21 protein-coding genes are annotated in these 23,748 nt (G+C 71.8%); 15 read left to right on the top strand and 6 right to left on the bottom strand.

The features are described from left to right. Window positions 1-6: 6 nt before the first annotated feature. The 3 genes from DIZ27_RS18485 to DIZ27_RS18475 form a co-directional block, all read right to left on the bottom strand. The gene (locus DIZ27_RS18485; protein ID WP_181383576.1) at window positions 7-1,389 is read right to left on the bottom strand and encodes a ferric reductase-like transmembrane domain-containing protein; all 1,383 of its coding nucleotides are present in this window, start codon (window positions 1,387-1,389) and stop codon (window positions 7-9) included. Between the two features lie 135 nt (window positions 1,390-1,524). Then, window positions 1,525-2,112, bottom strand: coding sequence for a pyridoxamine 5'-phosphate oxidase family protein (locus DIZ27_RS18480; protein ID WP_109379524.1), 588 nt, complete (start codon window positions 2,110-2,112; stop codon window positions 1,525-1,527). 99 nt (window positions 2,113-2,211) lie between these two features. Then, window positions 2,212-2,658 (bottom strand): hypothetical protein, encoded by a 447-nt coding sequence (locus DIZ27_RS18475; RefSeq protein ID WP_109379523.1) that lies wholly within the window; start codon window positions 2,656-2,658, stop codon window positions 2,212-2,214. A 222-nt stretch (window positions 2,659-2,880) separates the two neighbouring features. Here DIZ27_RS18475 and DIZ27_RS18470 point away from each other — a divergent pair, with 222 nt between their 5' ends. From DIZ27_RS18470 to DIZ27_RS18460, 3 genes are all read left to right on the top strand, one after another. After that, window positions 2,881-4,074, top strand: coding sequence for an argininosuccinate synthase (locus tag DIZ27_RS18470; RefSeq protein WP_181383575.1), 1,194 nt, complete (start codon window positions 2,881-2,883; stop codon window positions 4,072-4,074). 137 nt (window positions 4,075-4,211) lie between these two features. Continuing rightward, window positions 4,212-5,639 (top strand): argininosuccinate lyase, encoded by a 1,428-nt coding sequence (argH, locus tag DIZ27_RS18465; RefSeq protein ID WP_109379521.1) that lies wholly within the window; start codon window positions 4,212-4,214, stop codon window positions 5,637-5,639. A 75-nt stretch (window positions 5,640-5,714) separates the two neighbouring features. Further along, complete coding sequence (locus DIZ27_RS18460; protein ID WP_109379520.1) at window positions 5,715-6,686, top strand: aldo/keto reductase; 972 nt, start codon at window positions 5,715-5,717, stop codon at window positions 6,684-6,686. 68 nt (window positions 6,687-6,754) lie between these two features. Here the strand turns inward: DIZ27_RS18460 and DIZ27_RS18455 are convergent, their stop codons facing one another. Continuing rightward, on the bottom strand, window positions 6,755-7,426 hold the full coding sequence (locus tag DIZ27_RS18455) for a 1-acyl-sn-glycerol-3-phosphate acyltransferase (RefSeq protein ID WP_109379519.1): 672 nt from the start codon (window positions 7,424-7,426) through the stop codon (window positions 6,755-6,757). Window positions 7,427-7,922: 496 nt separating this feature from the next. On the opposite strand from DIZ27_RS18455, the gene DIZ27_RS18450 reads away from it, so the two are divergent. The 3 genes from DIZ27_RS18450 to DIZ27_RS18440 all read left to right on the top strand — a co-directional run bounded on the left by DIZ27_RS18450 (window position 7,923) and on the right by DIZ27_RS18440 (window position 10,257). After that, window positions 7,923-9,122, top strand: coding sequence for a glycerophosphodiester phosphodiesterase (locus DIZ27_RS18450; protein WP_109379518.1), 1,200 nt, complete (start codon window positions 7,923-7,925; stop codon window positions 9,120-9,122). 76 nt (window positions 9,123-9,198) lie between these two features. After that, entirely contained in the window at window positions 9,199-9,714 is a 516-nt protein-coding gene (locus DIZ27_RS18445; RefSeq protein WP_109379517.1) for an RNA polymerase sigma factor, read from the top strand. Window positions 9,715-9,759: 45 nt separating this feature from the next. Next, a complete protein-coding gene (locus tag DIZ27_RS18440; protein ID WP_109379516.1) occupies window positions 9,760-10,257 on the top strand; it encodes a GNAT family N-acetyltransferase in 498 nt (165 codons plus the stop codon). A 10-nt stretch (window positions 10,258-10,267) separates the two neighbouring features. Here the strand turns inward: DIZ27_RS18440 and DIZ27_RS18435 are convergent, their stop codons facing one another. After that, complete coding sequence (locus tag DIZ27_RS18435; RefSeq protein WP_109379515.1) at window positions 10,268-10,684, bottom strand: hypothetical protein; 417 nt, start codon at window positions 10,682-10,684, stop codon at window positions 10,268-10,270. A 1-nt stretch (window position 10,685) separates the two neighbouring features. Beyond that, window positions 10,686-11,045: a hypothetical protein gene (locus DIZ27_RS18430; RefSeq protein ID WP_109379514.1), complete on the bottom strand. Its 360-nt coding sequence runs from the start codon at window positions 11,043-11,045 to the stop codon at window positions 10,686-10,688. A 69-nt stretch (window positions 11,046-11,114) separates the two neighbouring features. Between DIZ27_RS18430 and DIZ27_RS18425 the strand changes: the two genes are divergently transcribed. From DIZ27_RS18425 to DIZ27_RS18385, 9 genes are all read left to right on the top strand, one after another. Then, window positions 11,115-11,765, top strand: a complete 651-nt coding sequence (locus tag DIZ27_RS18425) for an HAD family hydrolase (RefSeq protein WP_109379568.1) — start codon at window positions 11,115-11,117, stop codon at window positions 11,763-11,765. A 408-nt stretch (window positions 11,766-12,173) separates the two neighbouring features. Continuing rightward, window positions 12,174-13,238, top strand: coding sequence for a methionine ABC transporter ATP-binding protein (locus DIZ27_RS18420; RefSeq protein ID WP_181383574.1), 1,065 nt, complete (start codon window positions 12,174-12,176; stop codon window positions 13,236-13,238). Then, complete coding sequence (locus DIZ27_RS18415) at window positions 13,235-13,972, top strand: methionine ABC transporter permease (protein WP_181383573.1); 738 nt, start codon at window positions 13,235-13,237, stop codon at window positions 13,970-13,972. The genes DIZ27_RS18420 and DIZ27_RS18415 overlap by 4 nt, the downstream gene beginning before the upstream one ends. A 103-nt stretch (window positions 13,973-14,075) precedes the next feature. Beyond that, the gene (locus DIZ27_RS18410) at window positions 14,076-14,903 is read left to right on the top strand and encodes a MetQ/NlpA family ABC transporter substrate-binding protein (protein WP_109379512.1); all 828 of its coding nucleotides are present in this window, start codon (window positions 14,076-14,078) and stop codon (window positions 14,901-14,903) included. Between the two features lie 205 nt (window positions 14,904-15,108). Continuing rightward, a complete protein-coding gene (locus DIZ27_RS18405) occupies window positions 15,109-15,750 on the top strand; it encodes a GNAT family N-acetyltransferase (RefSeq protein WP_109379511.1) in 642 nt (213 codons plus the stop codon). 155 nt (window positions 15,751-15,905) lie between these two features. After that, entirely contained in the window at window positions 15,906-17,117 is a 1,212-nt protein-coding gene (cbiE, locus tag DIZ27_RS18400; protein WP_109379510.1) for a precorrin-6y C5,15-methyltransferase (decarboxylating) subunit CbiE, read from the top strand. A 381-nt stretch (window positions 17,118-17,498) separates the two neighbouring features. Then, window positions 17,499-21,305, top strand: a complete 3,807-nt coding sequence (gene cobT, locus DIZ27_RS18395) for a nicotinate-nucleotide--dimethylbenzimidazole phosphoribosyltransferase (protein WP_109379509.1) — start codon at window positions 17,499-17,501, stop codon at window positions 21,303-21,305. Window positions 21,306-21,446: 141 nt separating this feature from the next. Then, entirely contained in the window at window positions 21,447-22,706 is a 1,260-nt protein-coding gene (gene cobA, locus DIZ27_RS18390) for a uroporphyrinogen-III C-methyltransferase (RefSeq protein WP_109379508.1), read from the top strand. Window positions 22,707-22,795: 89 nt separating this feature from the next. After that, window positions 22,796-23,614: an RNA methyltransferase gene (locus DIZ27_RS18385; protein ID WP_109379507.1), complete on the top strand. Its 819-nt coding sequence runs from the start codon at window positions 22,796-22,798 to the stop codon at window positions 23,612-23,614. The last annotated feature ends 134 nt before the right edge of the window (window positions 23,615-23,748 follow it).

The following is a 23,748-nucleotide window of genomic DNA, read 5'->3' as shown; positions in this document are numbered from 1 at the left end:
CGTCGCTCACATCTCGAACGACTCGTGGTGGATACGGCGGGCGGGGACCCCGGCGCCGCGCAGTGCGTCGTACACCGACTGGGCGAACCCGGGCGGGCCGCACATGAAGACGTCGTGGTCGTCGATGTCGGGGATCTTCCGCCGCAGGCTGTCCGCCGAGATGTCGGGGCGTTCCCCCTCGGGGCTGTTCACCGCGTACATCAGGCGCGCACCGCGCTCTTCGGCGATCTTGGCCAGCTCGCCCCACAGGGCCAGGTCCTGGGTGGTGTTGGCCCGGTACAGCAGGGTGATGTCCCCGGAGGCGCCGGGCAGCGTCTCGAACAGGGCCCGCATCGGGGTGATCCCCACCCCGCCCGCGACCAGCAGCACCTTGCCGCGGCTGCGGCGCTGGGCGGTCATCGCCCCGTAGGGTCCCTCCGCCCACACCCGGGTGCCGGGCTCCAGCTCGTGCAGCCGGGAGGTGTGGTCGCCGATCGCCTTCACGGTGATCCGCAGCATGTCGGGACGGGGAGCCGCCGACAGCGAGTACGGGTGGGAGCTGAACCGCATCCCCGGCGCCAGGAACCGCCAGCGGAAGAATTGACCGGCCTCCGCGCCCATCCGGTGCAGCTTGCGCCCGCTGATCAGCACCGAGGTGATGCCCGGGGTCTCCTCGATGACCGCCTCGACCCGCATCCGGTGACGCAGGTTCAGTCGGATCGGGGTGAGCACCCGGTACCAGAGGACCAGCGCGGTCACGGCGCCGTAGAGCCCGTACCAGAAGGTCTTCGCGGCCGGCTCGACGGCGAACTCGTTCCCGGTGGTGATCTGGTGCCAGAACGTCAGGTACATCGCCGCGTACGTCAGCAGGTGCACGTGGTACCAGCTGTCGTACGGCAGCCGGCGGCGGACCGGGCCGATCGAGATGAGCGCGATCACGAACAGCAGACCCGTGCCGATGGCGGCCTTGCCCATGTCCGGCAGCTGGTCGACGGAGGTGATCGTCTGCTGGACGATGTCGCCGAGGCCCTTGCCGGCCTGGAGGGCGTAGCCCCACATGATGAGGAAGACGTGGGCGATGACCAGACTGACGGTGTAGCGCCCGCTCATCGCGTGCCAGCGGGCCACCCGGTCCGAGCCCACCCGGCGTTCCAGCGCGGGGACCCGGGCCATCTGCAGCACCACGAGGGCCATCAGATAGCCGGCCAGCAGGCCGGTGATGCGGCCCGCGGCGACGATCCTTCCGGTGGTGTCCGAGATGGACGGTGTGTTGTCCCACCACAACCACAGCACGGCCGCCGCGCCCGCCCCCACGGCGAGCAGCAGGGGCACGGCGGGGGAGCGGCGCGGACGGATGCGGCGCATCGTCTGACGGCGGGCGGCACGTCCGCCTGCGAGCGTGGTGGTCACGGTTCCTCCGTGGGACTTGACCCTTGGCCCACACATACGTGCCGTGACTCGGGAGCGTTCAGCGAAACTGCGGAGCGTGCGGAGGAAAACGCCCCGGGACGGCCCTCGGGGGATCGAGGCGTCCGGGCGGACGGCTCAGGCCGGGGACGGGGGCAGCGGCAGGGGCAGCCCGGGGAGGCCGTCCAGGCTGGTCGCGATGTGCTCCTTCTTGGTGAAGTACGCGTCCAGCGAGGTGTCGTCCTCCCGCGCGAACCGCTTCGCGTGCAGGTCGCGCTCCGCCTCGTAGGCCATGAACGGGACGGCGTAGCCGCAGGAGTCACGGATGAGCTCGGCGGTCACGACGACGATCGCGCGCAGGCCGTGGAGCGTCGGATCGATGTCGGGGAAGCGGGCGAGCAGTTCGGGAAAGCGCGGGTCGTCCCGGAAGACGGGCTCACCGCGGCCGTGGACGCGCACGATGGTGGGCGGCCCCTGGAAGGCGCACCACATCAGGGTGATACGGCCGTTCTCCCGCAGGTGGGCGATGGCCTCGGCGGTGGAGCCGGCGAAGTCGAGGTAGGCCACGGTGAGTTCGTCGAGGACGACTAAGGAGCCCTTGAGGCCCTTGGGTGAGAGGTTGACCGTGCCGTCGGCGGACAGGGGTGCGGTGGCGGTGAAGAAGACCGGCTGCGCCTCGATGAACGTGCGCAGGCGGCCTTCTATGCGCTCATAGGTCTTTCCCATGGGCACCGATTATGAGCACATTTCCTTCGCCTGTCTAAGGATATTGTCCGTGGCCGCCCCGGCCGGCGTGGATACGGGGCGGCCACGGCGCCTGTCACGTCACTTCGTGAGCGTGCAGGGGGCGAGCGCGTCCAGTCCGGCGGGGCGTTCGGCGGTGCGGCCGATGGCGGTGGCGATGCGGTTGATGGCGGCGACGCGCTTGTCCTTGAGGGGGCCGAGGATGGCGTTCTGGACGAAGTTGGGTCCGCCCTGTCCGACGGTGTCGACGAGTCGCTTGTTGGCCTCGTTGATCTGGGTGTCGAGGTCGGCGAGGTTGCGGTCGACCTCGGCCTGGGCGGAGGCGGGGACGGCGGGGAGCCGCGGGGCGACGTCGGGACAGCTGATCGTGCCCGGGCCCGCGAATGTCCGGGCGTTCGCGGCGCTGTCCTCGGACGACTCGCCGGCGAGGGCGGATCCGGCGATCACCGCGCCGGACAGCGCCACGGCGGCGGCACCGCCGATGAGGCCGACGCGACGCTTGTTGTACTTCGGAAGAGCCCTGGACATGCGGATGCCTCACTCGGATCGAGGGGTGGGGTCGGGTTTCGTGGGTCTCGCGTGGTGTCTCGGTCGTGCCGACGCGGCGCCTGCGTCCTGCGGAGATACGGGAAAGCGGTTTCCCGCGTTCAATCGCCCCCGGAATCGCCCCTCACGCGGAGGCAGATTGACGAATCATGCGCCCTCCTGCATACTCATGCATATCAGCGAATGCACTGTAAGGAGAATCCCGTGACCGAGCGCGTCGTACTCGCCTACTCGGGCGGTCTGGACACCTCCGTCGCCATCGGCTGGATCGCCGAGGAGACGGGCGCCGAGGTCATCGCCGTTGCGGTCGACGTCGGCCAGGGCGGCGAGGACCTGGACGTCATCCGCAAGCGCGCGCTCGCCTGCGGTGCCGTCGAGGCCGAGGTCGCCGACGCCAAGGACGAATTCGCCGACGAGTACTGCCTCCCGGCGATCAAGGCCAACGCCCTCTACATGGATCGCTACCCGCTGGTCTCCGCGCTGTCCCGGCCGACGATCGTCAAGCACCTCGTCGCCGCCGCGCAGAAGCACGGCGCCACCACCGTCGCCCACGGCTGCACCGGCAAGGGCAACGACCAGGTCCGCTTCGAGGCCGGCATCGTCGCCCTCGCCCCCGACCTGAAGTGCATCGCCCCGGTCCGTGACTACGCCATGACCCGCGACAAGGCCATCGCCTTCTGCGAGGCCAAGGGCCTGCCGATCGCGACCACGAAGAAGTCGCCGTACTCCATCGACCAGAACGTGTTCGGGCGCGCCGTCGAGACCGGCTTCCTCGAGGACATCTGGAACGCGCCGATCGAGGACGTCTACGAGTACACGCAGAACCCCTCCGTGGCGCGCGAGGCCGACGAGGTCGTCATCACCTTCAAGGAAGGCGTGCCGGTCGCCATCGACGGCAAGCCCGTCACCGTCCTCCAGGCCATCCAGCAGCTCAACGAGCGCGCGGGCGCCCAGGGCGTCGGCCGGATCGACATGGTCGAGGACCGCCTCGTCGGCATCAAGTCCCGCGAGGTGTACGAGGCGCCCGGCGCCATCGCGCTGATCACGGCCCACCAGGAGCTGGAGAACGTCACGGTCGAGCGCGAACTCGCCCGCTACAAGCGGCAGGTCGAGCAGCGCTGGGGCGAACTGGTCTACGACGGCCAGTGGTTCTCCCCGCTCAAGCGTGCCCTGGACGGCTTCATCACCGAGGCCAACCAGCACGTCAACGGCGACATCCGGATGACCCTGCACGGCGGCCGCGCCGTCGTCACCGGCCGGCGCTCCGAGTCGTCCCTGTACGACTTCAACCTCGCCACCTACGACACCGGCGACACCTTCGACCAGGCGGCGGCCAAGGGCTTCATCGACATCTACAGCCTGTCGTCGAAGATCGCCGCCAGGCGCGACCTCGGCTGACCGCCGGACAGGCCCTGCCGGCCTGACCGCCTGGCGAGCCGTCACGCACTACTCTGACACCGCCTCCTCACTCCCCGCGCCTGAGTGAGGAGGCGGTGGCACATCCACGACCTGCCTGTCTTCGAGGAGCAACGCAAGTGAGCAGCAACAGCGGTGACGTACGGCTCTGGGGCGGCCGTTTCGCCGACGGTCCCGCCGAGGCCCTGGCCAAGCTGTCCGCGTCCGTCCACTTCGACTGGCGGCTCGCGCCCTACGACATCGCCGGATCGCGTGCGCACGCGCGCGTGCTGCACGGGGCGGGCCTGCTCACCGAGGACGAACTCACCCGCATGATCGAGGGCCTCGACCGGCTCGAGGCGGACGTCGCCGACGGCTCGTTCACGGGCACCATCGCCGACGAGGACGTGCACACCGCCCTGGAACGCGGCCTGCTGGAGCGCCTCGGCCCCGACCTCGGCGGCAAACTGCGTGCGGGCCGTTCCAGGAACGACCAGGTCGCGACCCTGTTCCGGATGTACCTGCGGGATCACGCCCGGACGCTCGGCGGCCTGATCGCCGATCTCCAGGACGCCCTCGTCGGCCTCGCCGAGGCCCACCCGGACGTGGCCATGCCCGGCCGCACCCACCTCCAGCACGCCCAGCCGGTGCTCTTCGCCCACCACGTCCTCGCCCACGTCCAGTCGCTGTCCCGGGACGCCGAGCGGCTGCGCCAGTGGGACGAGCGGACCGCGGTGTCGCCGTACGGCTCGGGCGCGCTGGCGGGCAGCAGCCTCGGCCTGGACCCGGAGGCGGTGGCCCGCGACCTCGGTTTCGAGCACGGCAGCGCGGCCAACTCCATCGACGGCACGGCCTCCCGGGACTTCGTCGCCGAGTTCGCCTTCATCACCGCGATGATCGGCGTGAACCTCTCCCGGATCGCCGAGGAGGTCATCATCTGGAACACGAAGGAGTTCTCCTTCGTGACCCTGCACGACGCCTTCTCCACCGGCTCGTCGATCATGCCGCAGAAGAAGAACCCGGACATCGCGGAGCTGGCGCGCGGCAAGTCGGGCCGGCTGATCGGCAACCTGACCGGCCTGATGGCCACCCTCAAGGCGCTCCCGCTCGCGTACAACCGCGACCTCCAGGAGGACAAGGAGCCGGTCTTCGACTCCATCGACCAGCTGGAGGTCCTGCTCCCGGCCTTCACCGGCATGATGGCCACCCTCACCGTGCACCGCGAGCGCATGGAGGAGCTGGCCCCGGCCGGGTTCTCGCTGGCCACCGACATCGCCGAGTGGCTGGTCAAGCAGGGCGTGCCGTTCCGGGGCGCGCACGAGGTGGCAGGGGAGTGCGTCAAGGTCGCCGAGGCGGAGGGCAAGGAGCTCGACGAGCTGACCGACGAACAGTTCGCGAAGATCTCCGCCCACCTCACCCCCGAGGTGCGCACCGTCCTCAACGTCCCCGGTGCCCTCGCCTCCCGCAGCGGCCGCGGCGGCACGGCACCGAGCGCGGTCGCCACGCAGCTCACCGAGGTCAAGGCGGACCTGGCCGCCCAGCACGCTTGGGCGAACGCCAGGAAGTAAGGGAGCAGGTGTCGCAGGGGCATCGCGGGTTACGTTGGTCGGGCAGCCGCAAGGAGCCGACCGAACGGAGCCCCGATGCCCTTCGCACGTCTGGCCACAGCCACCACCCCCACCTGCCACATCGGCCTGGGACTCGCCGCCGTCGGCCGGCCCGGTTACATCAACCTGGACCGCGACACCGACCTCGGCGGCGACCGCAGTGTCGAAGCCCTGCGCACCCGCACCCACGACCTCCTCGACGCCGCCTACGCCCAGGGCGTCCGCTACTTCGACGCGGCCCGCTCCTACGGCCGGTCCGAGGAGTTCCTCGCCGACTGGCTGAGCGACCGGCCCGACGCCGACGACGTCGTCATCGGCAGCAAATGGGGCTACACGTACACCGCGGACTGGTCCACCGACGCCGAGCGGCACGAGGTCAAGGAGCACTCCCTCGCCGCGTACGAGCGTCAGCGCGCCGAGTCCGACGCACTGCTCGGGAACCGGCTCGACCTCTACCAGATCCACTCGGTGACCCCGGACAGCCCAGCCCTCACCGACAAGGACCTCCACGCCAGGCTCGCCGAGGCGGCGGCCCAGGGCCTCACGGTCGGGTTCTCCACCAGCGGCCCGGCCCAGGCGGACGCCGTCCGCGCGGCGCTCGCCGTCACGGTCGAGGGCGAACCCCTCTTCCGTACCGTCCAGTCCACGTACAACGCGCTGGAGACGTCCGCCGAGCCCGCGCTGGCCGAGGCCCACGACGCCGGGCTCACGGTGATCGTCAAGGAGGGCATGGCCAACGGACGGCTGGCCGCGGCCCACGCTCCCGACGCGCTCAGGGCCGTCGCCGCGGAGACCGGACTGGACTGCGACGCCGTCGCCCTCGCGCTCGTGCTGCGCCGGCCCTGGGCCGGTGTCGTCCTCTCCGGTGCCGCCACCGTGGTCCAGCTCGCCTCCAACCTGCGAGCGGCGGCCGTCGACCTCGACGACGACCAGCTCTCCCGCCTCGCCGCGCTGCCCGAGGACCCGCACGCGTACTGGGAACGACGCGGACAGCTGCCCTGGCACTGACACGCCGACGGCGGACCGCTTCAGCAGCGGTCCGCCGTCGGCGTGCGTGGTCCTCGCGGCGGGCGAGGTCAGGCGGCCTTCGCCTTGCTGGCGTACATGTCCACGTACTCCTGCCCGGACAGGCGCATGACCTCGGCCATCACCGAGTCGGTCACGGCCCGCAGGACGTAGCGGTCGCGGTCCATGCCCTCGTAACGGGAGAACTCCATCGCCTCACCGAAGCGGACCGTGACCTTGCCCGGGCGGGGCAGCCCCGCGCCGCCTGGCTGCAGCTTGTCGGTGCCGACCATGGCGAACGGGACGACGGGCGCGCCCGTCATCAGGGTGAGCCGCGCGATACCGGTGCGGCCCCGGTAGAGGCGCCCGTCGGGGGAGCGGGTGCCCTCGGGGTAGATGCCGAAGATCCTGCCCTCCTCCAGCACCCGACGGCCCGTCATCAGCGCCGCGACCCCGCCCCGGCCGCCGTCCCGGTCGACCGGGATCATGCCGACGCCGGTGAAGAACCAGGCCATCAGCCGCCCTTTGAGGCCCTTGCCGGTGACGTACTCGTCCTTGCCGATGAAGAAGACCTGGCGGTCGCAGACGATCGGCAGGACGATCGAGTCGATGAACGTCAGATGGTTGCCGGCCAGGATGACGGGACCGTCACCCGGGATGTGCTCCGCGCCCTCCACCCGTGGGCGGAACATCAGGCGCATGATCGGGCCGAGCACTGCCTTGATGAGCGCGAAGCGGGACAACGGGTCCTCCGGTGTCGGGAATGCGGTATGAGTCTGTGCAGGCAAGGACATTACTCGCGGGCGAGGGGGACGCGCACGTCGGGTCCACCGAGGTGTCACGCGGTGCAGGCGCATTTTCACCTGCGGTGACGTGGTGTCGTACGGCCGTAACGCGCACGACGTGATGTGAGGCACGTCGCGCCCGCGGAGGGCGATCCGCGGCGTCGTCGGCCCGGGGGTTTCGGGGGTGCGGACACGGCCGGATCGAAGCACGCGCGACCCGCGGACTGCGGGAGGCGCGCCGTTGACGGCGTGCCTACAAGTACCCGGTACGGCGCCTCCGAAGCCGGCGGATCGTCAGACCCCCTGCCTCGCACACCCATCCGGAGTCCGACGGGCCGGGCCCGGGCCGTACGCCATCCGGTGGCCCCCGCGTGTTCCGGTCGCGGTCTCCCGTTCGTCATGCACGCGCCCCTACGATCACCTCGCACTGACGGTCGACGGCAGGAGGCACCTCATGGGAACGCAGGAGTCGGACGAGCGGACGGGCAAGGCCGCGGACGGCGGAACCGGGCGGCGGGCGCTCCTGGGCGCGGCGGTGCTCGGCGCGGGCGGCACCGTCCTCGGGCTGGGCGGCACGGCGAGAGCGGCCGAGGCCCGGCACGCCGAGGGACGCAGCGGCGGCGGACGGGGCGTCAAGGGCCTGCCCGTCCCGACCGTCATCGGCCACCGGGGGGCCAGCGGCTACCGGCCCGAGCACACGTTCGGCGCTTACGAACTGGCCCTCGACATGGGTGCCGACATCGTCGAGGCCGGCGACCTGGTGCCCACCAGGGACGGTCACCTCGTCTGCCGGCACGAGCCGGAGATCGGCGGCACCACGGACGTCGCGAGCCATCCCGGGTTCGCCGACCGCAAGCGCACGAAGCGACTCGACGGCGTCTCCGTCACCGGCTGGTTCACCGAGGACTTCACCCTCGCCGAACTCAAGACGCTCCGCGCCACCGAGCGCATCCCGGCCAACCGCCCGCACAACACCCTCTACGACGGCCGCTGGGAGATCCCCACCTTCGAAGAGGTGCTGCGCTGGCAGAACGAGCAGACCCGCAAGCGCGGCAAGCAGGTCTGGATCTACCCCGAACTCAAGCACCCCACCTACTTCCGCCGGTTGGGCCTGGGGACCGAGGAGCGCCTCGCCCGGCTGCTGCGCAAGTACGGCAAGGACAAGAAGAACTCGCCCGTCATCGTCCAGTCCTTCGAACCCACCAGCATCCAGCGGATGAGCAGGCTCGTCGGCAACCCGCTCGCCGTGCTGCTCTCCGGCGCGAACAGCCGCCCCTGGGACTTCGTCGAGAACGGTGATCCGCGCACCGTGGCCGACCTCATCACGCCGAAGGGCCTGAAGGAGATCGCCTCCTACGCCCAGGGCATCGGCCCCACCCTGGACCTGGTCATCCCCCGTGACGCGGCCGGAAACCTCACCGAACCCACCAGCCTCGTCCGCGACGCGCACCGGGCCGGACTGATCCTGCACCCGTACACGATGCGCAACGAGAACCCCTTCCTGCCGGCGAACTTCCGCAAGGGCAACGACCCCGACGCCTACGGCGACGTCTTCGGAGCCTTCCGTGCCTACTTCGCCACCGGCATCGACGGCGTCTTCACCGACCACCCGGACACCGGTCTGCTCGCCCGCGAGGACTTCGTCAACGGCTGAGTCGTTCTGTCACCTTTCAAGGTGATTTCCAGCCGCCCCGGGCAACTGGGCCCGGGGCGGCCGTGTCGTTGCGCATATGACCCGTGACCTGGTCGCCGCTCTCCGTCCGCTGCTCACCGCGGAGGCCTCCGCCGAGGCGTACGCGTCCGGGGCCGAACCAGCCGACCTGGAACAGGCGGTCTGGCTGCGCCTCCTGGAACGCCTCGACGCCCACGGCCCGCCGCGCGACCCCCAGGACTGGCTCCGCAGGGCCGTCCGCACCGAGGCCCGTCGCAGCCGCCGCGCCGTCCGGCACGAGAGGCCGTGGGCCGGTGACCCCGTCGATCCCGGCGACCCCCGCGACCGCGACCCCGAACTCCTCGCCGTCGCCGCCGCCCGCCGTCGCGGCCTGCGGGACGCGGTGCGCCGGCTGCCCGGTCGCTGTCCCCGGCTGCTGGAGGCGCTGCTGGCCCCGCACGACCCGACATACCGGGAAATCGCGGGGGAGTTGGGTATCTCACAGGGCAGCCTGGGTCCGGAACGTTCCAGATGCCTGGGATGTCTGCGTCGATTGCTCGCGCCGGAGGTTGCGTCGCGTCGAGGACGGGGATAGGAGTGAGGGACCACAGGTGATCAGGTGAGCGGGAGGCGTGCGCACATGGGCATGAGCGTGACCATCTCTGCGGCGGCCGAGCAGGACGCCGAGCAGATCTTCAGGTTGCAGTACCTGTGCTTCCAGAGCGAAGCGGCGCTGTACGGCAATTACCGCATCGACCCGCTCGTCCAGAGTCTGGACTCGGTCCGCGAGGAGGTCGCCGCCGACCTGGTCTTCGTCGCCCGCCTCGGTGACGAGATCGTCGGCTCGGTGCACGGCAGGAGCACCGAGGACGCCGCCGCGGCCATCGGCAAGCTCTGTGTCCACCCCCGCCTCCAGGGGCACGGCATCGGCGCCCGGCTCCTGCGGGTCGCCGAAGCCGCCCTCGCCGACGAGCGGGGTGCCAGGACCTTCCGCCTGCACGCCGGGCACCGCAGCGAGAGCAACCTCCAGCTGTACAGCCGGGTCGGCTACCAGCGGGTCGGGACGTCCCGGGGCGCGGACGGCGTACCGCAGATCGTCCTGGAGAAGTCGGCCGAGACGTACGCGACCACCGCCTGACCGGGGGTCGTTACGCCGTGCGCGCCTTGCGCAGCCAGTACATGGCCGTGAGGGGCAGCAGTACGGGAATGAACAGGTACCCCATCCCGTAGTCCGACCACACCGTCGCGTCGGGGAAGGCGGACGGATCGACCAGGGTCCAGGTGCCGACCGTCAGGACGCCCACCAGCTCGGCGGCGCAGCACACCAGCGCCGCCCTGCGGGCCGTCTCCCCGCCGCGCACCAGGGTGTACGTGATGAATCCGTAGACCACCCCGGCGATCGCCGAGAGCGAGTAGGCGAGCGGTGCCCGGTCGAACTCGGTGGCGATCTGGTAAGCGGAGCGCGACACGGCGCCGACGACCATCACCCCGTACAGCCACACCAGCAGCAGTCCGGGCCCGCCGATCAGCCGGGTCCCGGTCGGCTTCCGTTCCGTCGCGGCCATCTCAGCTCCCCCAGATGTCATGGAGCCGGACCTCGAGCACGGCCAGGACGACACCGCTCGCGGCCACCGTGATCGAGCCCCACCGGGTGCGCTCGGCCAGCGACATGAAACCCGCCGCCGGGACGCACGCGAACGAGCCCAGCAGATACGCGAGGAAGATAGTCGTCCCCTGCTCCGGCTTCTCGCCCCGGGCCAGCTGCACGATCCCGACGATCAGCTGAACCAGCGTCAGCAGCGTGACCACGGCCATACCGATGAAATGCCAGTCCTTCGTCGGCTGATCACGGTAGGCGGCCCAGCCGCACCAGGCGGCGAGCAGCAGCGCGGCGACGCCGGTCGTCAGCGTCAGGACATCAAGCATGTCAGCGACCTTATTACGCCGGAACGGCCCCACCGTGCCCGGCCCCGCCCGCACCGTATGGTCGATGGCATGACCATCCATGCGCAAGCCCTCCTGTTCGACAACGACGGGACCCTCGTGTCCTCCCTCGAGTCCGTGCGGCGCTGCTGGACGCGGTGGGCCGGGGAGTACGGGATCACGGCCGAGGAGTTCGGGCGGGTGGAGCTGCACGGCCGGCCGGCCGTCGAGATAGCCGCCGACCTGCTGCCCGCCCACGTCGTGCCGGAGGCCGTCGCGCGGATCGAGGACCTGGAGGTGGAGGACGTGCCGAACGGCGGGGCCGTTCTGCTGCCGGGCACCCGGGACTTCCTCGACGCGCTGCCGGCCGAGCGCTGGGCCGTCGTCACCTCCGCCACCCGGCGGCTGGCCGAAGCCCGCCTCGCCGCCGCCGGCATCCTGCCCAAGACCCTGGTGGCCGCCGACGACATCACCCGGGGCAAGCCCGACCCGGAGCCCTACCTGCTCGCCGCCCGGACGCTCGGCGTGGATCCCGCGCACTGCGTCGTCTTTGAGGACGCCCCCGCCGGGCTCCAGGCGGGCCGGGCCGCCGGCATGACCACCGTGGCGTTGGCCACAACCCACCAGGCCCACGAGCTGACCGCCGACCTGGTGGTGAAGGACCTGTCGGCCCTGTCCGCACTGGTCACGGACGCGGGGGTGGAGATCGCCGTACGCCCCTGACGTGCGGTCACTCATGTCCACGGCTGTCCAGAATGTGGACATGAGTGTCCGGTCAGCAATAAAGGTCTGCTTTACTGGCCGCATGACCACGATGAGCGACCGCAGCCCCGCGACCGAGGTGCACATGCAGCCCGGTGCCGGTTGTATGTGTCCGCTCCGAATGCGCGCCTTCTAGAGGGCCCCCGCAGCACTTGAGCCTCGCGCCCCGAAGCGAGAGCCGGTTCCCGTCCGTCCGCGTGTCCCCCGGGTCCCGCATGCACGACGGAACCACGCCCCCGCGCACGTCTCTCCACGGTGCACCTCCGCCGCGCTCGGGAGAAGCCGTGCCGCGTACGGGCTGCTTTCGACCCTGAATGCCTCGTGCCGGCGCCACGACGTGTCGCGCACTCGACAGTGACGGATGTTCACGTGATCACCACCTCGGGCCTCACCAAGGTCTACCGTTCTCGCGGACGCGAGGTCACCGCCCTGGACGGCGTCGACCTGCACGTCCGCGAAGGCGAGGTCTACGGCGTCATCGGCCAGTCCGGCGCCGGAAAGTCCTCGCTCATCCGCTGCGTCAACCTGCTCGAGCGCCCCACCTCGGGCACCGTGACCGTCGCCGGGCAGGACCTCACCGCCCTGGCCGGGCGAGGCCCGCGCGCCGGACGGGAACTGCGGCGGGCGCGCAGCCGTATCGGCATGGTCTTCCAGCACTTCAACCTGCTCTCCTCGCGCACCGTGCAGGACAACGTCGAACTGCCGCTGGAGATCCTCGGGCAGTCGGGGAAGGAACGTTCCCGCAAGGCGCTGGAACTGCTCGACCTGGTGGGCCTCGCCGACAAGGCCAAGGCCTACCCCGCCCAGCTCTCCGGCGGCCAGAAGCAGCGGGTCGGCATCGCCCGCGCGCTGGCCGGCGACCCGAAGGTGCTGCTGTCCGACGAGGCCACCAGCGCTCTCGACCCGGAGACCACCCGCTCGATCCTGGCGCTGCTGCGCGATCTGAACCGCCAGCTCGGCCTGACCGTCCTGCTCATCACGCACGAGATGGACGTCGTGAAGACGATCTGCGACTCGGCCGCGCTGATGGAGAAGGGCCGGATCGTCGAGTCCGGCACGGTCACCGAACTCCTCGCCACCCCCGGCTCCGAACTGGCCTCCGCGCTGTTCCCGGTCGCCGGTGAGGCCTCGGACGACAACCGCACCGTCCTGGACGTCACCTTCCAGGGCGAGAGCGCGACCCAGCCGGTCATCTCCCAGCTGGCCCGCACCTACAACATCGACATATCGATCCTCGGTGCCGCCATCGACACCGTCGGAGGTCTCCAGGTGGGCAGGATGCGCATCGAACTCCCGGGCCGCTACGAGGACAACGTCGTGCCGGTCGGCTTCCTGCGGGAGCAGGGGCTGCAGATCGACATCGTCGAGCGGGCGGCGCGGGCAGCGCAGGCGGAACAGACCGCGCGGACCCTCGTGAAGGAGACGGCCAAGTGACCTGGTCCCAGATGCAGCCCCTGCTGGAACAGGCGTGCTGGGAAACGCTGGTCATGGTGGGCTGGTCCACCCTGATCTCCGTCGTCGTCGGTCTGCCGATCGGCGTGCTGCTCGTCCTCACCGACAGGGGCGGGCTGCTGCAGAACAGTCCGGTGAACAAGGTCGTCGGGCAGATCGTGAACGTCGGCCGCTCGATGCCGTTCATCATCCTCATGGTCGCCCTGATGAGCTTCACCCGCTGGATCACCGGGACGACCATCGGCAGCGAGGCCGCGATCGTGCCGCTCGCCATCGGCGGCATCCCCTTCTTCGCCCGGCTCGTCGAGACGGCCGTGCGCGAAGTGGACCACGGACTGGTCGAGGCCGTGCAGGCCATGGGCGGCAACACCTGGACGATCGTCCGCAGGGTCCTCGTGCCCGAGGCGCTGCCCTCGCTGATCGCCAGCACCACCACCACGATCATCGCCCTCATCGGTTACTCGGCCATGGCCGGCACCGTGGGCGGCGGCGGACTCGGCGACCTCGCCGTCCGCTACGGCTACCAGCGCTTCGAGACCGGGCTGATGTGGATCACCGTCGCGATCCTCGCCGTGGTCATCTCCCTCATCCAGTTCGCCGGCGACTACGCGGCCCGCTCCCTGCACCACCGCGGCGGACGCCCGGACGCCGGGCCGAAGCTGCGGCTGCTCAAGGCCAAGCAGCCGGCGACGGCCGACGTCGGCAAGGCCGGGTGACCCCGGCCCGCCCCAGCCTCCCGTCCCCCTGATCCCCATTTCCCCGAAGGCCCCGCACCACCCCGGGCCGGGGCCGCACCACCCTGAAGGAAAGGCACTTTTCGTGCGTAACACCATCAAGATCACCACCGCTGTCCTCGCCGCCGGCGCCCTCAGCCTCGGCCTCACCGCCTGCGGCTCGGAGGAAGAATCCGGGTCCGACGCCTCCGGCACGCTGACCGTCGCCGCGAGCCCCGTGCCGCACGCCGAGATCCTCAACTTCGTCAAGGACAACCTGGCCGAGAAGGCCGGGCTCGACCTGGAGGTCAAGGAGGTCACCGACTACGTCACGCCGAACACCTCCACGGAGGACGGCTCGGTGGACGCCAACTACTTCCAGACCCAGGCGTACCTCGACGACTTCAACAAGAAGAACGGCACGCACATCGTGCCCGCCGGCGACGTGCACCTGGAGCCGCTCGGCCTCTACTCCGAGAAGGTCAAGGAGGCCGACCAGCTGAAGAGCGGCGCGACCATCGCCATCCCCAACGACACCATCAACGAGGGACGCGCGCTGCAGCTGCTCGCCGCCAACAAGATCATCACGATCAAGGACGGCGTCGGCTTCGAGGCGACCCCTGCGGACATCACCGGGAACCCGAAGAAGCTCAAGTTCAAGGAGCTGGAGGCAGCCCAGACGCCGCGTGCCCTGGCCGACGTCGACGCCGCGGTCGTCAACGGCAACTACGCCATCGGGGCGGACCTCAAGCCGGCCGAGGACGCCCTCGTCCTCGAGTCCGCCGAGGGCAACCCGCACGCCAACTTCCTCGCCGTCAAGGAGGGCAACGAGGACGACCCGCGCGTGAAGAAGCTCGCCGAGCTCCTCACCTCCGACGAGGTCAAGAAGTTCATCGACGACAAGTACGCCGGCTCGGTCGTCGCCGCCTTCTGATCCGCCGTCCGAACCGCTCGACGGGCACCACCGGCACCGGGCGCACAGCGGCCCGCGCCGCGCCCGCGACCCGTCCGGCACCCACGGGGGCCACTCCGGTACACGGAGTGGCCCCCGTGGTGCGGTTCGGTGCTTTCATGCTGCATGCTGGGCAGTTCAGCAGGACCTGACGGTTCCGAAGGTTTCGAAGGTTACGGAGCGGCGCATGACGAGCAGCACCTTCCCCAACATCTCCATCAGCACGGAGCGGTTGGTGCTGCGTCCCCTCGACGAGGACGACGTCCCCGCCCTGGCCGAGATGATGAACGACGAACAGGTCGCCGCCTGGACCGACGTTCCCCGGCCCTTCACCGAACCGGCCGTCCGCACCTGGATCACCGAGGAGGCCCCCGCCGAACGGATGGCCGGACGCGGACTCGACCTCGCCGTCACCGAGTTCCTCACCCAGCGCCTGGTCGGCGTCATCCGGCTCACCGGCACCGACTGGCACATCCGGTCCACCGAGCTGTCGTACATCGTTGCCCCCTGGGCACGGGGCGAGGGGTACGCCTCCGAGGCCGCGCTCGCCACCGCCCAGTGGCTCTTCGGCGACCAGAAGCTGGAACGCGTCGAGCTGCGCACCGCCGCCGACAACACCGCCTCGCAACAGGTCGCCCAGAAGATCGGCTGCATCAGTGAGGGCGTCCTGCGCAACGCCTGCATAGCCCACGTCCGCACCGAGGACGGCGGCTGGACGGACGTGCGCACCGACTTCATCGTCTGGAGCCTGCTGCCGGAGGACCTCGAGGGCGCGTCCGGGCCCCTGACCGACACCGGCGAGTTCACCGCCCTCACCGACTGGAGCTGACCCTCCGCGAACCCGCGGCCGGCGGTACCGTCCACCCACTGCATGGCCGTACCAGGTACTCTCACCAAGCCCGCCCGTCCGCGGGCTGAGCGGCCGACGACGGACCCGCTCACACCCCCCAGACGACCCGCGCACAACCCAGGAGACTGACGACGATGGCCGACCGGGTCACGGTGATCGGCTGGGACGGTTCGCCGCTGACCGCAGCGGCCCGCGCCGCACTGGGCGCCGCCACCCTGGTGGCAGGCGCCCCGCACCATCTGGAACTCCCCGAGGTACCCGCGGGCGCCGAGCGCGTCCGGCTCGGCAGTGCCGCCCTGGCCGCCCGCCGGGTCGCCGGCCACCGCGGCACGGCGGTGGTCCTCGCCGACGGCGACCCCGGCTTCTTCGGCGTCGTACGAACCCTGCGCGCACCCGAGTTCGGCCTGGAGGTCGAGGTCGTCCCCGCCGTCTCCTCGGTCGCCGCCGCCTTCTCCAGGGCCGGAATGCCCTGGGACGATGCACAGGTGGTCGTCGCACACCCCCGAACCCTGCGACGCGCGGTGAACGTATGCCGAGCCCACACCAAAGTGGCGGTTCTCACCTCTCCCGGCGCAGGCCCCGCCGAACTGGGCCTGCTCATGGAGGGCGTCCACCGCACCTTCGTCATCTGCGAGGAACTCGGCACCGCTCGCGAACAGGTCAGCGTCGTCACCTCCGACAAGGCCGCCGACCACACCTGGCGCGACCCCAACGTCGTCATCGTGATCGGTGGCCCGGCCGCCGCCGGCGGGTCCGGCGGCTGGATCGCCGGACGCGACCCCGCCGCCGGCCCGCGCGGCTGGTCGCTGCCGGCCGAGGCCTACGGCGGTGAACTCGGCGAGGGCGAGCGGGAGCCGCTGCGCGTCTCCCAACTCGCCCGGCTCGGACCGCGGCTGGGCGACCTCGTGTGGGACATCGGCTGCGGCAGCGGTGCCTTCGCCACCGAGGCGGCACGGGCCGGAGCCGCGGTCATCGCCGTCGACAGCGACCCGCTGGCCTGCGCCCGCACCGAGTCCACCGCCCGCCGGTACGGCGTCCAGCTCCAGATCGTGCACGGCACCGCCCCGCACGTCCTGGAGGACTTCCCGGAACCGGACGTCGTCCGGGTCGGCGGCGGGGGAGCGGCCGTGGTCACGGCGGTCGCCGACCGCCGCCCGCAGCGCATCGTCACGCACGCCGCCACCCGCGACGCGGCCGAACGCATCGGCCGGGAACTGACGGAACACGGCTACGGCGTCGAGTGCGCCCTCCTGCAGTCCGTCGGACTCGACACCCGGGCCTGGACGGAGACGGAGCGGAGCGTCGCGTTCCTGCTCAGCGGTGTACTGCCCGCGCGCACCCCCTGATCGCGCCGCCCGGTTCCGATGCCGTCCCCGTGATCGGGTTGTCGTACCGCTCGCGGTAGGCTGGCCGATCGTTGTACCGCAACTCGGACGCTCGCCGATTCGTCGGCCGATGTCCCGAAAACACGCCCGTTTCGAGGTGTGTGTGGTACGGCGGAACCCAAGGACGCGCAAAGTGGCGCAGTCCACAGCGGAACCGTCGCCGATCAAGCTGACGCGACGGCAGTACGGCAGCGACAATGCCAGTGAATGGCTTTGTCGCCTTTTCTCGGCAGGCCGTTCGTGCCGCTGGGGACGCACGCTCGTTCTTCAGTGTGGGGCGGTCGGTGCGCCGTTCCGGGTGAGCTGGTCGTAGGAGCACTAACCGATGGGCGAGGGGTACGCATGACCGACACCGGCCAGGTCCCGGGCGAGGGACTGCCGGAGAACGCAGGCATGGTGGAGCAGCCGGGCGTCCCCGCGCCCGACCCGTACACCTACCTCTCCGAGAGTTCCGCCGAAGACGAAGAGCTGCTGCTGCCCGGTGCCCAGGGCGCCTGGGGCAACGAGGTCGCCCCACCCGTGCCCGAGCCGGTCGTCGAGACCGTGCACGAGCCGGGACCGCACGAGACGGCCGGCCGGGACACCGGCTCGGTCGACCTCGGCGGTGTCCGCCTCCCCGAACCGGAGCGGGCGCAGGCACCCGGCCGGGCGTTCACGCGCGAACCGGCGGCGCCGCGCCGTCCGCTGCACCTCGGCCCGCCCATCCCCAGTGCCACCACTGGCCCGGTCCGCTCGCTCGCCGACCGAGGCCCGGCCGACGTGCCGGTGCGCCAGGTCGGCCCGCCGACCGTCGGCCCCGAGTACCTCGACGTGCCGCGCCCCCGGGAGGCGGCCCCGCAGACGGCGGAGCCCTGGGGCGCCCCGGCGCCGGTGGGCGCGGGCACGACGGCCCAAGCGGAAACGGTTGTTCCGTCGCCGCGGCCGGTGGGCGCCGCCCAGGCGCTCGTCGCCCGCGTCTCCACGGAGGCGGGCGCCACCGCCGGGGCGCAGGTCGAGCCGCAGGACGTTGTGCCGGCGGCGACGGCGCAGACCCCGGCGGCACCTGCGGCAACGGAGACCTCTGTGGCGCCGGAGACACCTGCACCGGTGGTGGCAGCGGTCGCGGAGGCATCGCAGGGCGAGGCGGGGACCTCCGGCACGGACACCGGTTCCGGACAGGGGGCGCAGGACCCCGAGCGTGCCGAGGGCGCTGGAAGTGCGCCCGCGCCGACGGCGGCCGATGCGAACGGGTCCGGCACGGGCCCTGCCGCGGACGCCGTACCTCCCGTCGCTCCGGAGGCCGGCCAGGGCGCCGGGACCGTTCCGGCACCGGTTGTCGACGGACAGGCCGCCGAGGCGGCCGACGCTGTGGGCACCGGGGCCGAGGTCGCGGGGCAGGAGGCGTCCACCCCCGTCGTCGCCGTGGTGCCGGGAGCTTCGGACCAGGAGTCCGTGACCGCTCGGACGCCGGAGAGCGTCACCCCCGACGCCGACCGACCCGCCGCGGGCGCAGCGGATGCCGCCGCCCCCGAGGCGGGGACGACGACCGGCGACGCCGCCGTCCCCGCGGCGACCGACGAGGCGGACGCCGGGGCCCACGATCCCCACGGCCCGGTCGCCGATCCGGCCGCCCCGCACGTGGCCGCCCCTGCCGTGACCGCTGTCGGGGACGATGAGGCGTCAGCCTCCGTACCTCTGGTTGCCGCTGACGGCGTTCCGGCACCCGGGCACATCTCCGCAACGGAAACGGAGCAGCCGGTTCCCGCGCCCGCTCCCGGCCCGGCGGAGACGGTCGAGGCCCCCGAGACCGCCGCACCCGCTCCTGACGCGGAGTCCGCTCCCGTCGCGGCAGCCGAACCGCTTCTCCGACGGGCGGAGGCCGAGCCGGCCACCGAGAGCCCGAACAGCGAGCACCACCCGGTCGTGTCCCCGGCCCAGGGACCGCAGCAGGCCCAGACCCAGCCCCAGGCTCCGACCGCCCCCTCCGCCCCGCCCGTCCAGGAGGCGTGGGCGCCGCTTCCCGGGTCCCCGGCCCCCTCGGGTGCCGAGGCCCCCACCCCGGACGCGGCCCCTCCCGCCGGACTCGGGTCGGCCCCCGACGGCACTGTTCTCCCGGAGGCCCAGCCGGAGCAGACGCCGGAAGAGCTCGTCTCCGTTGAGGCGAGCGTTCCGGCCACCCCGCACCTCGCGCCGACGCCGCCGCAGCCCCTGATCCTCCCCACCGAGGAACAGCCCGCGCCGGAAGCCGCCACCCCGGTGCCCGCACCCCGCCCGGCCGACGCCGCCGACACCGGCGCGGTGCCCACCACGCCGGCCCAGAACGAGCCGGTGCAGAACGAGCCGGCCCAGAACGAACCCGCGCAGAGCGAACCCGCCCAGGACCCGGACGACCTGGACACCCAGGGCGCCGGAGTGCCCGACGCCGCACCGCCCGCCGGTCCTCCCGCCCCCGGCTACGACGCCGCCGAGCGCGAGGCCGTACTGAAGGTCATGCGGGAGCGCCGGGACATCCGCAACGGCTTCCGCGACGACCCCATCCCGCACGAGGTCCTGCTCCGGGTCCTGGAGGCCGCCCACACGGCGCCCTCCGTGGGCCACTCGCAGCCCTGGGACTTCGTCGTCATCCGTTCCGCCGAGACCCGGCGCGGCATGCACGAACTGGCCACGCGTCAGCGCGACGCCTACGCCAAGTCCCTGCCCAAGGGCCGGGCGAAGCAGTTCAAGGAACTGAAGATCGAGGCCATCCTCGACACCCCGGTGAACATCGTCGTCACCGCCGACCCGACCCGCGGCGGCCGGCACACCCTGGGCCGGCACACCCAGCCCCAGATGGCGCCGTACTCCTCCGCGCTGGCCGTCGAGAACCTGTGGCTCGCCGCGCGCGCCGAGGGACTCGGGGTCGGCTGGGTCAGCTTCTTCGACGAGCGCGAGATGGTCCGCGCGCTGGGCCTGCCCGAGCACCTCGAGGTCGTCGCCTACCTCTGCGTGGGCTACGTCGACGAGTTCCCGGACGAGCCCGAGCTGATGCAGGCGGGCTGGTCCAAGCGCCGCCCGCTGTCCTGGGTCGTGCACGAGGAGACCTACGGCAGGCGTGCGCTGCCCGGCGAGGACCCGCACGACCTGCTCGCGGAGACCGTTGCGCAGATCCGTCCGCTGGACGCCAAGGCGCTCGGCGAGGCGTGGGAGCGGCAGAAGCGCATGACCAAGCCGGCCGGCGCGCTCGGCATGCTGGAGATCATCTCCGCGCAGCTGGCCGGGCTGTCCCGCCAGTGCCCGCCGCCCGTCCCGGAGCCCGCGGCCGTCGCGGTCTTCGCGGGTGACCACGGCGTGCACGCCCAGGGCGTCACCCCGTGGCCGCAGGAGGTCACCGCCCAGATGGTGGCCAACTTCCTCGGCGGGGGAGCGGTCTGCAACGCCTTCGCCACCCAGGTGGGCGCCGAGGTCTGCGTCGTGGACGTGGGCGTGGCCTCCGACCTTCCGGCCACCCCCGGGCTGCTGCCGCGCAAGGTCCGGGCCGGAACCTCCGACATGACCGCCGGCCCCGCGATGACCCGCGAGGAGGCCAAGCAGGCCATCGAGGTGGGTATCGAGACCGCCCGCGACCTGGTCGCGGCCGGCAACAAGGCCCTGCTCACCGGTGAGATGGGCATCGCCAACACCACCGCGTCCGCCGCCCTGATCTCGGTCTTCACCGGCGCGGACCCGGCGGAGGTCACCGGCCGGGGCACCGGCATCAACGACGAGACCCTGGTCCGCAAGACCGAGGTCGTGCGCCGCGCTCTCGAACTGCACCAGCCGGATCCGGCCGACCCCCTCGGCGTCCTCGCCGCCGTCGGCGGCTTCGAGCACGCGGCCATGGTCGGCCTGCTCCTCGGCGGCGCGTCGCTGCGTACGCCGGTGATCCTGGACGGCGTCAGCGCCGGGGCCGCGGCCCTGGTGGCCCGTGCCATCGCACCCGAGGTGCTGGCCGCCTGCATCGCCGGACACCGCAGCGCCGAGCCCGGCCATGTGGCCGCCCTCAACAAGCTGGGTCTGCGCCCGCTGGTCGACCTCGACCTGCGCCTCGGCGAGGGCACGGGCGCGCTGCTCGCACTGCCGATGGTGCAGAGCACGGCGCGCGCCATGCACGAGGTGGCGACGTTCGACTCGGCGGGCGTCACCGAGAAGTAGCAGGCACCCGGCGGGGGCGGGGGCGACGACCGCCGCCCCCGCCCCCGCCGTACGCTGAAGTCCCCATCCGCACACCGCACGTCAGGGCCGCTCCAGTGCCGTAGCGCCCGCGCACGCCGCCTGTACGAGGAGCCGCACCTCATGGCCGAACACCCCGCCTACCCCGTGGGCCTCCGCCTCACCGGCCGTCGAGTGGTCGTGCTCGGCGGTGGCCAGGTCGCCCAGCGTCGCCTGCCCGCCCTCATCGCGGCCGGCGGCGACATCCTTCTGATCTCCCCCGAGGCGACGCCGTCGGTGGAGGCGATGGCGGACGCCGGCGAGATCACCTGGCAGCGGCGCCGGTACACCGAGGGCGACCTCGCGGACGCCTGGTACGCCCTGATCGCCACCGGCGACGACGAGGCCAACACCCGGGCCTCCGCCGAGGCGGAACGCCACCGCGTCTGGTGCGTCCGTTCCGACGACGCGGACCGGGCCACCGCCTGGACCCCGGCCACCGGGCACAGCGAGGGCGTCACCGTCGCCGTCCTCACCACGGACGCCAAGGGCCGCGACCCCCGCCGCACCGCCGCCATCCGTGACGCCGTGGTCGAGGGCCTGCGCGACGGCACCCTCGTCGCCCCGCACCACCGCACCCGCACCCCGGGCGTCGCCCTGGTCGGCGGTGGTCCCGGCGACCCGGACCTGATCACCGTGCGCGGCCGCCGGCTGCTCGCCGAGGCGGACGTCGTCATCGCCGACCGGCTCGGCCCGCGTGACCTGCTGGCCGAACTCCCGCCGCACGTCGAGGTGATCGACGCGGCGAAGATCCCGTACGGCCGGTTCATGGCGCAGGAGGCCATCAACAACGCGCTGATCGAACACGCCAGGCAGGGCAAGTCGGTGGTCCGGCTCAAGGGCGGCGACCCGTATGTCTTCGGCCGCGGCATGGAGGAGCTTCAGGCGCTCGCCGAGGCGGGCATCCCGTGCACGGTCGTCCCCGGCATCTCCAGCTCCATCTCGGTGCCGGGCGCTGCCGGGATTCCGGTCACCCACCGCGGTGTGGCCCATGAGTTCACCGTGGTCAGCGGCCATGTCGCGCCCGACGACGAGCGTTCCCTGGCCGACTGGCCGTCCCTGGCGAAGCTGACCGGCACCCTGGTGGTCCTCATGGGTGTCGACAAGATCGGCCGGATCGCCGAGACCCTCGTGGCGCACGGCAGGTCCCCGGACACCCCGGTCGCCCTGGTCCAGGAGGGCACCACGGCCGCGCAGCGCCGCGTCGACGCCACCCTCGCCACGGTCGCCGAGACCGTCCGCGCCGAGGAGGTCAAACCGCCGGCGGTGATCGTCATCGGGGAGGTCGTGAACGTCGGCCCCCCGTCCGCGCAGGCTCCGAAGCCTTCGCGGGCCTCGCGGTGACCCCGGGCGACCCATCCGGAAGTAACCCTCGGTAACACGGCCGGTCCCGGCCGTTGGCACCCCATCCAGGACAAGGCAGTATCACCCCTGTGGCCGATCTCATCACCCTTGAGGACCCCGACGACCCGCGCCTGCACGACTACACGGGCCTGACCGACGTGGAGTTGCGCCGCACACGCGAACCCGCCGAGGGCCTGTTCATCGCCGAGGGCGAGAAGGTCATCAGACGCGCCAAGGACGCGGGCTACGAGATGCGCTCCATGCTGCTCTCGGCCAAGTGGGTCGACGTCATGCGCGACGTCATCGACGAACTCCCCGCGCCGGTCTACGCCGTGAGCCCAGAACTCGCCGAACGGGTCACCGGCTACCACGTGCACCGCGGCGCGCTCGCCTCCATGCAGCGCAAGCCACTGCCCACGGCGGCCGAACTCCTCCGCACCACCCGCCGGGTGGTGATCATGGAGTCGGTCAACGACCACACCAACATCGGGGCCATCTTCCGCTCGGCGGCGGCCCTCGGCATGGACGCCGTCCTGCTCTCCCCGGACTGCGCCGACCCGCTCTACCGCCGCAGTGTCAAGGTCTCCATGGGCGCGGTCTTCTCCGTGCCGTACGCCCGGCTGGACAACTGGCCCAAGAGCCTGGAAACGGTCCGCGAGGAGGGCTTCACACTCCTGGCCCTGACACCCGACGAGAAGGCCCGAAGCCTCGACGAGGCCGCCCCGCACCGGATGGACCGGGTCGCCCTCATGCTGGGCGCGGAGGGCGACGGGCTGTCCGCCCAGGCCCTGGTCGCGGCCGACGAACGGGTCCGCATCCCGATGTCCCACGGCGTCGACTCCCTCAACGTGGGCGCCGCGGCCGCGGTCGCCTTCTACGCGGTGGCGACGGGCAGACCTGCCCCGTGAGGGGTACCGAAGCACGAGCCGGAGACTGATCCGAAGACGGAGGGCTCGGCGGGCGCGGGTCCGGACCCCTGCCGGGTCAGCCGTCCCGGCCCGTCCTCGACACACACCGCTCGGGCACGAGCTCGCCCCGCACC

This window comes from Streptomyces sp. NWU339, assembly GCF_003143855.1.
GTDB lineage: Bacteria > Actinomycetota > Actinomycetes > Streptomycetales > Streptomycetaceae > Streptomyces.
This window is presented reverse-complemented; position numbering and strand designations above follow the sequence as displayed.

What these genes read in the sequence shown, in the direction of transcription:
- cbiE (WP_109379510.1), top strand. Translation starts at nt 15,906, where the DNA reads ATGGCCGACCGGGTCACGGTGATCGGCTGGGACGGTTCGCCGCTGACC.
- DIZ27_RS18405 (WP_109379511.1), top strand. Translation starts at nt 15,109, where the DNA reads ATGACGAGCAGCACCTTCCCCAACATCTCCATCAGCACGGAGCGGTTG.
- DIZ27_RS18440 (WP_109379516.1), top strand. Translation starts at nt 9,760, where the DNA reads ATGGGCATGAGCGTGACCATCTCTGCGGCGGCCGAGCAGGACGCCGAG.
- DIZ27_RS18480 (WP_109379524.1), bottom strand. Translation starts at nt 2,112, where the DNA reads ATGGGAAAGACCTATGAGCGCATAGAAGGCCGCCTGCGCACGTTCATC.
- DIZ27_RS18425 (WP_109379568.1), top strand. Translation starts at nt 11,115, where the DNA reads ATGACCATCCATGCGCAAGCCCTCCTGTTCGACAACGACGGGACCCTC.
- DIZ27_RS18460 (WP_109379520.1), top strand. Translation starts at nt 5,715, where the DNA reads ATGCCCTTCGCACGTCTGGCCACAGCCACCACCCCCACCTGCCACATC.
- DIZ27_RS18430 (WP_109379514.1), bottom strand. Translation starts at nt 11,045, where the DNA reads ATGCTTGATGTCCTGACGCTGACGACCGGCGTCGCCGCGCTGCTGCTC.
- DIZ27_RS18475 (WP_109379523.1), bottom strand. Translation starts at nt 2,658, where the DNA reads ATGTCCAGGGCTCTTCCGAAGTACAACAAGCGTCGCGTCGGCCTCATC.
- DIZ27_RS18445 (WP_109379517.1), top strand. Translation starts at nt 9,199, where the DNA reads ATGACCCGTGACCTGGTCGCCGCTCTCCGTCCGCTGCTCACCGCGGAG.
- DIZ27_RS18435 (WP_109379515.1), bottom strand. Translation starts at nt 10,684, where the DNA reads ATGGCCGCGACGGAACGGAAGCCGACCGGGACCCGGCTGATCGGCGGG.
- cobT (WP_109379509.1), top strand. Translation starts at nt 17,499, where the DNA reads ATGACCGACACCGGCCAGGTCCCGGGCGAGGGACTGCCGGAGAACGCA.
- cobA (WP_109379508.1), top strand. Translation starts at nt 21,447, where the DNA reads ATGGCCGAACACCCCGCCTACCCCGTGGGCCTCCGCCTCACCGGCCGT.
- DIZ27_RS18450 (WP_109379518.1), top strand. Translation starts at nt 7,923, where the DNA reads ATGGGAACGCAGGAGTCGGACGAGCGGACGGGCAAGGCCGCGGACGGC.